Annotated in this window: 8 protein-coding genes; 1 reads left to right on the top strand and 7 read right to left on the bottom strand. The window is 39.0% G+C overall.

Annotated elements, in window-relative coordinates:
- Positions 1-53 precede the first annotated feature (53 nt).
- Complete coding sequence (mltD, locus tag AACV01_RS00625; RefSeq protein WP_004244978.1) at positions 54-1,388, top strand: murein transglycosylase D; 1,335 nt, start codon at positions 54-56, stop codon at positions 1,386-1,388.
- Positions 1,389-1,476: 88 nt separating this feature from the next.
- Here mltD and AACV01_RS00630 read toward each other — a convergent pair whose 3' ends face one another.
- From AACV01_RS00630 to rlmD, 7 genes are all read right to left on the bottom strand, one after another.
- Positions 1,477-3,114: an alpha-keto acid decarboxylase family protein gene (locus AACV01_RS00630; RefSeq protein ID WP_161682295.1), complete on the bottom strand. Its 1,638-nt coding sequence runs from the start codon at positions 3,112-3,114 to the stop codon at positions 1,477-1,479.
- 184 nt (positions 3,115-3,298) lie between these two features.
- Positions 3,299-4,681 (bottom strand): SLC13 family permease, encoded by a 1,383-nt coding sequence (locus tag AACV01_RS00635; RefSeq protein ID WP_004247295.1) that lies wholly within the window; start codon positions 4,679-4,681, stop codon positions 3,299-3,301.
- Between the two features lie 320 nt (positions 4,682-5,001).
- A complete protein-coding gene (gene eno, locus AACV01_RS00640; RefSeq protein ID WP_004244982.1) occupies positions 5,002-6,303 on the bottom strand; it encodes a phosphopyruvate hydratase in 1,302 nt (433 codons plus the stop codon).
- A gap of 64 nt (positions 6,304-6,367) precedes the next feature.
- On the bottom strand, positions 6,368-8,005 hold the full coding sequence (pyrG, locus tag AACV01_RS00645) for a glutamine hydrolyzing CTP synthase (protein ID WP_004244983.1): 1,638 nt from the start codon (positions 8,003-8,005) through the stop codon (positions 6,368-6,370).
- A gap of 511 nt (positions 8,006-8,516) precedes the next feature.
- Positions 8,517-9,314, bottom strand: coding sequence for a nucleoside triphosphate pyrophosphohydrolase (mazG, locus tag AACV01_RS00650; RefSeq protein ID WP_020945251.1), 798 nt, complete (start codon positions 9,312-9,314; stop codon positions 8,517-8,519).
- A 118-nt stretch (positions 9,315-9,432) separates the two neighbouring features.
- Positions 9,433-11,673, bottom strand: a complete 2,241-nt coding sequence (gene relA, locus AACV01_RS00655) for a GTP diphosphokinase (RefSeq protein ID WP_004244986.1) — start codon at positions 11,671-11,673, stop codon at positions 9,433-9,435.
- Positions 11,674-11,728: 55 nt separating this feature from the next.
- On the bottom strand, positions 11,729-13,054 hold the full coding sequence (gene rlmD, locus AACV01_RS00660; protein WP_004244987.1) for a 23S rRNA (uracil(1939)-C(5))-methyltransferase RlmD: 1,326 nt from the start codon (positions 13,052-13,054) through the stop codon (positions 11,729-11,731).
- Positions 13,055-13,277 lie beyond the last annotated feature (223 nt).

Genomic DNA, 13,277 nt, shown 5'->3' on the forward strand with positions numbered 1-13,277 from the left:
TGGGAACACTAGTATTATTTAGGGCAAAAAACACACAGGACTAATTTTCGAACATGAAGACAAAAGTGATTTTGTTCTCTATATTGCTATTGGCGGGTTGCCAGCAATCTAAGAGCATAAAACCCGATTTGTCTGCGATAACACCCACATCTTTAGGGACTTCAACTTCTTACCAACCACAATATGATATAAAAACCAATTTGTGGGGTTATGTAGTAAGTGAATTAAAAATGGATATCCCTGACAATGAAAGGATTTCGCAGCAAGAAACTTATTTTTTAAATAATCCAAAACATATACAAACCGTTGCATTACGTGCAGAGCCTTATATGTATTGGATTATTGAGGAAATAGAAAAACGTAATCTACCGATGGAGCTTGCACTGGTTCCGGTGGTGGAAAGCGCGTTTAATCCTCATGTCACCTCTTCAGCTAAAGCGGCGGGCTTATGGCAATTTGTCCCTGTCACAGCTAATTATTATGGTCTAGCACAAAATCAATGGTATGACGGTCGCCGTGATGTTGTCGCTTCTACTAATGCAGCCTTAGATTTGCTTGAGCGCCTTTACATTATGTTTGATAGCGACTGGCCTTTAGCATTAGCCGCTTACAATGCGGGCGAAGGTCGTGTTATGCAAGCGATAAAAGCTAATGAGAGCAAAAACCTACCTACCGATTACTGGTCACTTTCATTACCCAAAGAGACCATGAATTATGTGCCTAAAATTCTCGCCTTAAGTAAAGTTATCCGTGACAATGAAGCCGATATCACCTTCCCGAAAAGTAACTATCGCGATAAATCATTAGCCGCAATTGATATTGGCGAACAGATAACATTAAGCAAAGTCGCTGAACTTAGCCAATTACCTATTACAACCGTAAAAGACTATAACCCTGGCTATAAGCGCGGGATCACCGCACCAAATGGCCCTCATGTTATTTTACTTCCTCGTAATAAACTTGCGCAGTTCCAAAATGCGTTTGCTGACGAAGCGATTTTAAAGACCATCCGTTTAGCAGTAGCTAAAGCCAATCAGTCGATTAAGCAAGAAGGCATTTATAAAGTCCGCTCCGGTGATTCTTTTTATGCCATTGCTCGACGTTATAATATGAGCGTAAAAGAGCTACAACGACTCAATGGATTAAGTGCAAAGAGTACCTTATTAGTTGGGCAAACATTAAAAATTCATAATGCAGGTAGTGTGAACAATCGTCCAACAAGCAAACCAACCGGCGCTTCACCAAGTTACTATAAAGTTCGTCAAGGTGACTCTTATTACAGTATTGCTCGTCGTCACAATATTAATCTTAAGCAATTAATGAGCTGGAATGCTGATATCAAGATGTTAAAACCGGGAACGCAATTAACGCTTTACTTAAAAAAATAGTTTTTAGCGCCTTGATAAACAGTTAACGCCATCTAACTATCGAGCGGATAGTTAGATGGCTGTTTACTTTATAATATTTTAATACCCATCATTTATACTGATTAAGCAACGCAATAAATTCACTGATTGGCTCCGAATAGTCATGTTTATCCATATCAAGTTCAACAAGGCACAGTTTATCTTGATGCACTTTTAATAAAGGTAATACGGTTTCTAACGCTTCTAGACTATCCACTTTCACACTATAAGCATCACAATTAAATAGCTCAGGTAACTGTGAGTAATTCCAGTTTTGGATATCATTAAAGGTATCTTTAGGCCCGTAAAAGATCTTTTCAAATGCGTAACCTTGATTATTAACAATAAAAATAACGGGATTGAGTTTTAAGCGTAATAAAGTAGAAAGCTCTTGTGCAGTCATCTGAAATGCACCATCACCAATAACAACAAAGGCACGTCCTTGGTTTTCTAATGCAAGAGTAACACCTAATGCGGCGGGTAAAGTATAACCAATGGATGCCCAAATATTACTGACCACTAATTGACTGTTACCAGAAAATATATGATTAACCGCACATAAAAAAGCATTACCTGCTTCAGCAAGAATAACCGAATTATCATCAAGGACTTTATCTAACAGAAGAGGAATAGAATCTATTTTTATCAGTCCTTGCCAATCAGGCGGTACTATTTTTTGCGGTAGTAACGCTATGTTGTGGGGATAAATATAGTCAAGGGCTAATAAGGCGTTAGGCATATCGAGTAAAGAAACGCCATAAATCTTCTCTTCCTCTATTAAGCTATAAGTATCATAAAATTGATAGCAATTTTGTGTGGGAACGTCGAAGGTAAATCCCGCTGTATTAACTTCATCCCAACTCACCCCAAGACTAATAATTAAATCAGAATTTATAATATAATCTAAACCTTGTGGATTAGATAATTCACCAAATAATATTCCACCATACTGTTGACGCCCTTCATCAACACCCCCTTTACTTCCCCATACAGTAAAAAACGGCAGATTAGTTTTTTCTAATAAATTCTCAACTTGTTTTCTTAATTGGTAACGTGATACTTGTTCGCCAATAATAATACATGGTGATTTTGATTGCTTAATTTTATTTTCAAGAAGAGTAATAACTTTATTTAAATCATCGGGATTACTTTGAGGTAATGTTAATTGTAATGGTAACTTTGGTTTATTAACTTTCATCACACCGACATCCTCTGGTATTAATAAATAAACCGGATATCGATAACGCCACAATGTTTCTAATACTCTATCAATTTCTTCCGTCGCATTGTGATATGTTAATACAGCCGTCGTTTTTGAAATATGACGATACATTTTTTCAAAGGCATCAAACCTACCCGTCGCTAAACAATGATGTAATGTTTTTCCTTTCTCTTGCTTTGACTGAGAAGGCGCGCCAACAATATGAATAATAGGAACCTGCTCTGCAAAGGCGCCAGCAACACCATTTATCGCACTTAACTCCCCCACTCCATAGGTTGTACACAGAGCAGAAAAACCTTTGATCCGTGCGTATCCTTCACAAGCATATGATGCATTTAATTCATTACATGCTCCTACCCATTGAATATCTTTATCATTATCAACAACACCAATAAAAGGTAAATTATAATCGCCGGGAACACCAAAAATAGTTTTAATTTCTAACTCTTTTAATCTTACTAATAAATAATCTAAAACTGTAATCATACCCTGTACCTACTATTTTTATTAGAATAAAGAATGAAATTAAAGTATAGGTACAATTTGTTTTTTTTCTAATTTAATAAAATTAAAAAAATTAGAATAATTAAAATAAAAAAACTAATTTAATTAAAATAAAAAAGGTACCTATTTTTATAGATACCTTTTATTTATTAATTAGTAATTGTAATTATAACCAGAAGAACCAAGCAAAGAGAGAGATAACTAAGATACACACAAGGTTAAGTACCCCACCTACACGTACCATCTCTGTCTGTTTAATATATCCGGAGCCAAATACAATCGCATTGGGTGGCGTTGCCACTGGTAACATAAAGGCACATGATGCACCGATACCAATAATCATCGTTAACGCCATAACAGGCATACCTAAAGCTTGTGCCACCGTTGCAAAGATAGGAACAAGTAACGCAGCGCTGGCGGTATTACTGGTGAATTCAGTTAAAACAATAATAAAGGTTGTTACAGCAAGAATAATGACAAACCAATGGCTGTTACCAAAAGTATCTTTCATAAAATCAGCCATAACCAAACTTGCACCAGAAGATTGTAAAATTGCGCTCAGTGTTAAACCACCACCAAACAGCATTAATACGCCCCACTCTGTATTTTCCTGAATTTGGCTCCAACTTGCTACACCCGTCACCCCGATAACAATAGCGGCACTGACTGCAATGACGGTATCTAAATCTTTCACACCACCGAAAGCGCTACTGATAAAGGAGCTAAAGATCCAGCAAAATACCGTTACTAAGAAGATAATCATGGTAATAACACGTTTGTTATTCCACTCTAACACTTCTAATTTCAGATCAAACTTATGTTTTAGGTTAGGACGTAGCATCAGATACATCACAATAAACATGATAGGCAATAGCACTAACATGATTGGAACACCGTACTTCATCCAAGTAATAAAATCTAAATTTAGTTGAGCAGCAGCAATTGCATTTGGCGGGCTACCCACCAACGTACCTAAACCACCGATACTGGCACTATAAGCAACACCTAATAGTACGAAGACGAAAGTATTACGTTCTGAACGAATATCTAAGTTAGATAAAATGCCTAACACTAACGGTAACATCATTGCCGCAGTTGCCGTGTTACTGATCCACATTGAGAGTAATGCCGTTACCCCAAAAAGTAACAAGACAGCAATGGAGAGCTTGCCTTTAGCAATCATCAATAAGCGGTTAGCGATTAAGCGATCTAATCCTTGAATATGAAGCGCTGTTGCTAATGCAAATCCTCCGAAGAATAAGAAAATAATCGGATTAGCAAAAGATTTTAGCGATTCATTGGTGTTCATTAACCCGAGCACTACCGCAAGGATTGGAATAAACAACGCTGTAATAGTTACGTGAATAGCTTCTGTCAGCCATAACACACCCACAAACACCATTAACGCTAAACCTGCATTAGCTTTTGGATCGTAGGGTAAAAATTCTAGCAATAACAGCAGTAGTACAACGTCGATTGCTAAAATAATTAACCCTCGTTTGTTTATCGGGCTTGATTTCGCCGATGGGGCTAAATTGGACGCATCCATGATAATACTCCACATTAGCTGACGTGAACATTAAGTTCACTAAGCCATAATTGTTAACGAAATAGGTTATATGTGAAATATAAAAACATTTCACTCCATTGAAAATGTGCAAAAGTTATAATTGGGATCTGATCCACGAGAATTAACCGATTTATTAATAAAAGAGTAAAAATTGAACACTATTTTCTCTTACGCATCACACTTTTTATTCCATTGTTCTAGTGTAAATATCCTACTTTCCCTATCTAGCGCCAAAAAAAATGGGTGAACAATACATTCACCCATTTAAAATTAATAAATCTTTCTAATCGAAATTACGATTATGCTTGGCCTTTAACTTCTTTCAGACCATTGAAAGGTGCTTTGCTACCTAATGCTTCTTCGATACGGATCAGCTGGTTATATTTAGCAACACGGTCAGAACGGCTCATAGAACCTGTTTTGATTTGACCTGCTGCTGTACCTACTGCTAAATCAGCGATAGTTGCATCTTCTGTTTCACCAGAGCGGTGAGAGATGATAGCAGTATAACCTGCGTCTTTCGCCATTTTGATAGCAGCTAACGTTTCTGTCAGTGAACCGATTTGGTTGAATTTGATCAGGATAGAGTTAGCAATACCTTTATCGATACCTTCTTTTAGGATCTTAGTATTAGTTACAAACAGGTCGTCACCAACCAGTTGGATTTTGTCACCAAGTACTTTAGTTTGGTATGCGAAACCATCCCAGTCAGATTCGTTTAAGCCATCTTCGATAGAAACGATTGGATACTGTTTAGTCAGCTCTTCTAAGTAATGAGTGAATTCTTGTGAAGTGAAAGTTTTACCTTCGCCTTTCAGTTCGTAGTTACCAGTCTCATTGTTATAGAATTCAGATGCAGCACAGTCCATAGCCAGAGTTACATCTTTACCTAAAACATAACCCGCAGCTTCTACTGCTTCTTTGATAGCCGCTAATGCAGCCGCATTAGATTCTAAGTTTGGCGCATAACCACCTTCGTCACCTACCGCGGTGTTCATGCCTTTTGCTTTCAGCACTTTTGCTAAGTGATGGAAGATTTCAGAACCCATACGAACCGCTTCTTTCAGAGTAGGCGCGCCAACAGGTTGGATCATAAACTCTTGGATATCAACGTTGTTATCAGCATGCTCACCACCATTGATGATATTCATCATTGGTAAAGGCATTGAGTATTGACCGTGAGTACCGTTCAGATCAGAAATATGCTCATACAAAGGCATACCTTTCGCTGCAGCAGCTGCTTTTGCGTTTGCTAAAGAAACAGCTAGGATTGCGTTTGCACCAAAGTTTGATTTGTTTTCAGTACCATCTAAATCGATCATGATTTTATCGATATTAGCTTGGTCTTTAGCATCTTGACCCAAAAGAGCTTTAGCGATTGGTCCATTAACAGCTTCAACCGCTTTCAGAACACCTTTACCTAAGAAACGTGACTTATCGCCATCACGTAATTCTAAAGCTTCACGAGAACCTGTTGATGCGCCTGATGGAGCCGCCGCCATACCAACAAAACCACCTTCTAAGTGAACTTCAGCTTCAACTGTTGGGTTGCCACGAGAATCGATAATTTCACGACCAAGTACTTTAACGATTTTGGACATACGGTTTTCCTCTGTACAAGTTAAATTTCCGAGAAGAGAGATACGCGCTCTCTTCTCACATATCCTATTTTAGCAAGCCTTTTTGGTAGTCAAAGGCTGCTTTCACAAAGCCAGCAAATAACGGATGGCCGTCACGTGGCGTTGAGGTAAACTCAGGGTGGAATTGACAAGCAACAAACCAAGGATGATTTGGATTTTCAATAATTTCCACCAGCTTGTTATCAACTGAACGACCTGCAATACGTAAACCCGCATCTTCGATACGTTTTAACAGTAGATTATTCACTTCATAACGATGACGATGACGCTCTGTAATGGTATTTTTACCATACAGAGTACGCACTAAACTATCGCCACTTAAATGACAAGGTTGTGCACCAAGGCGCATTGTTCCACCTAAGTCACTATTTTCTGTACGCACTTCAAGATTGCCATTCTCATCACGCCATTCAGTAATAAGCGCAATAACTGGGTATTTACAATCAGGTGCAAACTCTGTGGAGTTAGCATCTTCCATATTGGCAACATTGCGTGCAAATTCAATCATAGCCACCTGCATACCTAAACAGATGCCTAAATAAGGGATTTTATTTTCACGTGCATATCGAGCAGCCATAATTTTGCCCTCAACACCACGTTCACCAAAACCACCTGGAACTAAGATTGCGTCTAACCCTTTTAGGATTTCTACACCACGAGTTTCCACATCTTGAGAATCAATTAATTTGATATTTACCGCAACACGGCTTTTGAAACCACCATGTTTTAATGCTTCAATCACTGATTTATAGGCATCTGGTAATTCAACATATTTACCAACCATACCAATGGTAACTTCGCCTTCAGGATTGGCTTCTTCGTAGATAACCTGTTCCCATTCAGACAGATTTGCCACTGGGCAATCTAAGCTGAATCGTTTACAGATATAATCATCTAATCCTTGCGATTTCAAGAGTGCAGGGATTTTATAAATGGAATCGACATCTTTTAATGAGATAACCGCTTTCTCGGGAACATTACAAAACAGTGCAATTTTGGCGCGTTCATTAGCTGGAATAACGCGATCTGAGCGACAAATTAATGCATCTGGTTGAATACCAATCGAGAGTAACTCTTTTACAGAGTGTTGCGTTGGTTTGGTTTTTACTTCACCCGAAGCCGCTAAATAAGGCACTAATGTTAAGTGCAGATAGAAAGTATGCTCACGCCCTACTTCTGCCGCCATTTGACGGATAGCTTCTAAGAAAGGAAGTGATTCGATATCACCGACAGTACCACCAACTTCAACTAACACGACATCATGACCTTCACCGCCACGGATGATGCGTTCTTTGATTTCATTAGTGATATGAGGAATAACTTGGATAGTCGCACCAAGATAGTCACCACGACGCTCTTTGCGTAGCACTTCTGAGTATACACGGCCGGTCGTAAAGTTATTACGACGCGTCATTTTCGTGCGAATAAAGCGCTCGTAATGGCCTAAGTCAAGATCAGTTTCAGCTCCATCGTCAGTGACGAAGACTTCTCCGTGTTGAATTGGGCTCATTGTACCTGGATCGACGTTAATATACGGATCTAACTTCATCATGGTGACATTGAGTCCACGGGCTTCTAGTATAGCCGCTAAAGAGGCTGCGGCAATGCCTTTACCCAGAGAGGATACGACCCCGCCGGTCACAAAAATATAATTCGTTTTCATGCTGAACCTGAAAGTTTAGGTGTATTTGGATGATGGATATAACTGGACGGGAACACAGTATACCCGAACCTTATTTTCGCTACAAACATTCTTAGTTGTATAAAGTTCTTTTTCATCACATTACTTATCCGTTTAAACACGAAAAAACAGTAAAAATTCAATCAACTAAACCCGTGAAAATATTTCTCAAGCATTTTAGCTTAATCCTTTCAGCTAAGATATCACTTTTAGAGAATAGATGCTTTATTTTTTTCACGATATAAAGTGTAGCAGGTTTCGTGACATATCTTTTGCTTATGATCATGCTTTTAATTTTTTTGAGGTTAATCACACTTTTTAGCAAATCAAATGCAACAACGATATTTAAAGCCACCTAAAATAAAAAAAGCGAAATTACCTTTTATAATTTCGCCTTTTATAATTTTTTATAAAAAGTGAGTAAAAACAATAAGATTTCATCTATTATCTTTCGCACTTAATGTCACAAAAACAAATAATGATGAGTCATTCTTCACTCAATTTCTTTTTCCTTCGCTTTTTGCCAACCGATCTCCATCTCTTCTAATGAAGCATTTTCTATGTTTATACCCTGCTCTGTGAGCATTTTTTCAACAAACCTAAACCGTTGCTCAAATTTACGACAAGCTCGATTAAGTGCCTGCTCTGGCTTCTGTTTTAAATGGCGCGATAAATTAACCACAGAAAAAAGCAAATCCCCCAACTCATCCTCAATACGTTGATCATCTCTAGGGGCTTTTTTCACTTCTGCCATCACTTCATCTATTTCTTCATACACTTTATCTAATACAGGAGAAAGCTCGTGCCAATCAAAGCCAACGGAGGCACAGCGCTTTTGCATTTTCTCTGCTTTCATCAGTGCCGGTAAAGTAGCAGGAATATCATCAAGTAATGAATATTGTGCTTTCGCTTCACGCTCTTGAGCCTTGATTTTTTCCCAACGATGTTTTTCAGTCGCTAAATTATTTTCATTTTCTGTAGCAAAAATATGTGGATGACGACGTTCTAATTTATTGCTGATAGCTTCGCAGACATCATTAAAATCAAATAATTGCTGTTCTTGCGCCATTCTGGCATAAAAAACGACCTGATAGAGTAAGTCCCCTAACTCCTCTTTAAGTGCGCTAAAATCTTTGCGGGCAATGGCATCTAGTACTTCATAGGTTTCTTCTAATGTATAGGGGGCTATGGTGTCAAAGGTTTGTACCCTATCCCACTCACAGCCTGTTTGAGGATCACGTAATTGCGCCATAATGGCTAATAAACGTAAAATTTCACGGTTTTCTGACATTATCTGGCCTTGTATCCTTGTATATAGAAGTGATCGTTATGTCGAGTTAACAAAATTTCGTAAAAAAATGCCAAGACACATTGTGCTTGGCATTTTATCCGTTAAGGCGACCAATGTCTTAATGAGAAAAGCGTTTGGCTTCTATGACATCAGGTAATTGATTGAGTTTCGCTAAAATACGCCCTAATACTTGGAGATTATAAATCTCAATATTCATATCAATGGTCGCTATTTGTTGCTTCACATCACTGCGGCTACTAACTCCCAGCACATTCACTTTTTCATTAGCTAAAATAGTGGTGATATCGCGTAATAAACCACTACGATCATTAGCCACAACCCGCACCACTAATGAATAACCACTTGAGTAATTCTCACCCCACACCGCATCGACAATACGCTCTGGTGCGTGAGAAAGTAACTCAGCTAATTGATCACAATCTGCACGGTGAATTGAAATACCACGTCCTTTGGTAATAAATCCAACGATATTATCGCCTGGAATAGGTTGGCAACAACGTGCGATATGATGCATTAAGTTCCCGACACCCTCGACCACAATACTGCCACCACCTGACGTGGTTGTTTTTGGTGTAGCCGTTTTATTTTCTAATGAGCGTAACGCCTCTTTGTCTTCATCTTCCGCTGTGGCTTTATTCAGCTTACTTTGTAAGAAATTGACTAATTGATTGATACGGATATCACCAACGCCTATGCCTGCCAGCACTTCATCAAGACTATGGACGTTATAACGAGCAATCAGCAGCTTTTCTGCTTCTTTCATATTGATATCAAGCGGCGCTAATTCATTATCTAAGATTTGGCGGCCTGCAATAATATTTTTATCGCGATCTTGTTTACGGAACCAATTGTGGATCTTCGCTCTTCCACGACTGGTTGTCACATAACCAAGATTAGGATTTAGCCAATCTCGGCTTGGATTAGGGTGTTTTTGAGTAATAATTTCAATTTGATCGCCCATTTGTAGCTGATAGCTAAATGGAACGATGCGCCCGCCGATTTTAGCACCAATACAGCGATGACCAACATCACTATGAATATGATAAGCAAAATCTAATGGTGTCGAGCCTGCAGGTAAATCAATCACATCCCCTTTTGGCGTAAATACATAGACGCGATCATCAAATACTTGACTACGTACTTCATCTAGCATTTCACCAGAATCAGCCATCTCTTCTTGCCATGCAATTAATTTACGTAACCACGCAATACGATTTTCATAACTTCCCGTCCCGCCTTTGGTTGTTGCACCAGTAGCACCTTCTTTATATTTCCAATGCGCTGCAACACCTAATTCAGCATCTTCATGCATCTGACGAGTACGTATTTGGATCTCAACGGTTTTACCTTCAGGGCCAAGTACCACCGTATGAATAGATTGGTAACCATTTGGTTTTGGATTGGCAACATAATCATCAAATTCATCGGGTAAATGACGAAAATGAGTATGTACAATACCTAAAGCGGCATAACAATCTTGTAGGCGTTCGACAACAATACGTACCGCACGAACATCAAATAGCTCATCAAAGGCGAGATTTTTTTTCTTCATTTTTCGCCAAATACTATAGATGTGCTTGGGACGTCCGTAGATATCGACTTCAATATTCTCTTGCTGCATATAACCACGCACCGTACTGACGAAATTATCAATATACTGTTCGCGATCAATACGGCGTTCATGCAGTAAATTTGCAATTTGCTTATATTCATCAGGATGAAGATAACGGAAACAGAAATCTTCAAGCTCCCATTTTAATTGTCCAATCCCCAATCGATTGGCTAATGGTGCATAGATATTAAAACACTCTTTTGCCGCTAAGACCCGTTCATCCTCAGTGGCATCTTTCACTTCACGTAAATGGGCAATTCGCTCTGCGAGTTTGATAACTACACAACGAAAATCTTCCACCATAGACAATAACATACGGCGTACATTATCGACTTGTACTGAGCTAGTTTCGTTGGTATGTGTCGCTTTAAGCTGGCGAATAGCATCCATCTCCATTACGCCACGCACTAAATTCCATATCGCCTCACCAAAATGTTCAGTGATAACTTCCTGGTTAATAAGATCTTCTTCAGCAAGTGGGAAGAGAAGTGCTGCCCTCATGCTATCTTTATCCATACTGAGTGTCGAAAGAAGTTCAACCATCTCAACACCGCGCCATAGCAACAGTTGCGCATCTTCACGGCCCAGAACAGTACGATGACAGTATTCCCAGGTTTGCATGATTTCACTCCCCGCATTCGCATGAGTTAAATTCAAGCTATTAACCCATTTATCAACGGCAAACTCCCCTGCAGGTGTTAAGTGAGCACTTCTAACTGCAACCATATTCTCTCCCTACTCGATATAAATCTTATCTGCGACTTATTGAGTGGCTATCTGTTTATTTGCGAATAAACAATGCCATTGATTCCAGATGCCCTGTTTGTGGAAACATATCCAACATTCTTAACTGGGTTAGCTGATATCCGGAATCTAATAATATCTTACTATCTCTGGCTAACGTGGTCGGATTACAGGAAACATACACAATTTTTTCTGCGGATAACGTCACAATATGTGACATCACTTGTGCAGCTCCCGCTCTTGCGGGATCTAGCAGAACTTTATTAAATCCTTCCTGTGCCCAAGGCATAGCAGAAAAATCGGCGGATAAATCAGCATGCCAAAACTGAACATTATCTAATTGATTAAGTTCAGCATTTTTTTTCGCCATTGCCACCAGTGCAGGAACACCTTCGACACCAACGACTTTATCAACACGCTTTGCCATAGGTAATGTGAAGTTACCCATGCCACAAAACAAGTCTAGTACGCGATCGTTTGGCGATAAATCGAGCCATGCTATCGCTTGAGCAACCATCTTATGATTTATTTCATCATTAACTTGAATAAAATCCGTTGGTGCAAAGTGTAATTTTAGACCCTCTATCTGATAGAAGGGTTCCTTCTCAATCGTTGTTAATTGTGCGATCTCACCATTATCACCCGCCAGATATATCATCACTTGAGCGTGATGAGAAAAATCATCTAACAATTGCTTATCACCCTCAGATAGCGGTGATAAATGACGCAAAATCACTAATGGCCCATTATCTGCTAACACTAATTCCACATGACCTAAATCACGCACGACAGAGAGTTGCTTTAAACACTGCCACAGTGGCAATAACAGTACATTAAGTTGTGGTTTTAATACTGGGCATTGGGTGACCATCACTAAGTCATTAGAAAGTGCTTGGCGAAATCCCATTACCAAACCCTTTTTAGGGTGATAACGTAACCCTAATCTTGCTCGACGCCGATAGCCATACTCCGCACCGGCAATAACAGGCTGTGCTGAAATGACCACATTAGTTTCACGTTTAATAAGATGTGATAAAACCTCAGCTTTAGTGGTGCGTTGCCAATCAATAGGCACATGTTGTTGCTGGCACCCACCACAATGTTGATAGTACTGACAGGGTGGTGTCACTCTTTCTGGGTTTGTGGTTAACCGTGTGATCACTTCTCCCTTGGCAAACTGGCGTTTTTCTTCGGTCAAACGAATGCGTGCAGTTTCTTGTGGAAGTAATCCTTTAACAAAAATGGTTTTGCCCTCAGCATGAGCAATACCTTGACCGTTAGCATCCAATGCATTAGCGGTTACCGCCAAGTTTTTTACCTGTTTTTTAGCAGGACGTTTTTTAGGGGAATAAAACTGCACCATAGTATTAAATTTTATGAATCTATTGCGGATTAACTCTAAAACAGCCTAGTTTGACATTTTCACTCCGCAAACAGAATTAAGTGTTTACTAGACCATTTAGAATAAGATATGAGGAGAGTATACCATCGAACAAGTTATTTACTTAACTGATATAAGCAATATTTTTATGAAATCGAAAAATATTTTTATGCTAACAAGTAGAAGTACTCTTTTATATAGATTT

The organism is Proteus sp. G2609 (genome assembly GCF_963896135.1).
GTDB lineage: Bacteria > Pseudomonadota > Gammaproteobacteria > Enterobacterales > Enterobacteriaceae > Proteus > Proteus mirabilis.

Excerpts from the sequence above, each read along its gene's own strand:
- mltD (WP_004244978.1), top strand. The coding sequence starts at position 54 with ATGAAGACAAAAGTGATTTTGTTCTCTATATTGCTATTGGCGGGTTGC.
- AACV01_RS00630 (WP_161682295.1), bottom strand. The coding sequence starts at position 3,114 with ATGATTACAGTTTTAGATTATTTATTAGTAAGATTAAAAGAGTTAGAA.
- AACV01_RS00635 (WP_004247295.1), bottom strand. The coding sequence starts at position 4,681 with ATGGATGCGTCCAATTTAGCCCCATCGGCGAAATCAAGCCCGATAAAC.
- eno (WP_004244982.1), bottom strand. The coding sequence starts at position 6,303 with ATGTCCAAAATCGTTAAAGTACTTGGTCGTGAAATTATCGATTCTCGT.
- pyrG (WP_004244983.1), bottom strand. The coding sequence starts at position 8,005 with ATGAAAACGAATTATATTTTTGTGACCGGCGGGGTCGTATCCTCTCTG.
- mazG (WP_020945251.1), bottom strand. The coding sequence starts at position 9,314 with ATGTCAGAAAACCGTGAAATTTTACGTTTATTAGCCATTATGGCGCAA.
- relA (WP_004244986.1), bottom strand. The coding sequence starts at position 11,673 with ATGGTTGCAGTTAGAAGTGCTCACTTAACACCTGCAGGGGAGTTTGCC.
- rlmD (WP_004244987.1), bottom strand. The coding sequence starts at position 13,054 with ATGGTGCAGTTTTATTCCCCTAAAAAACGTCCTGCTAAAAAACAGGTA.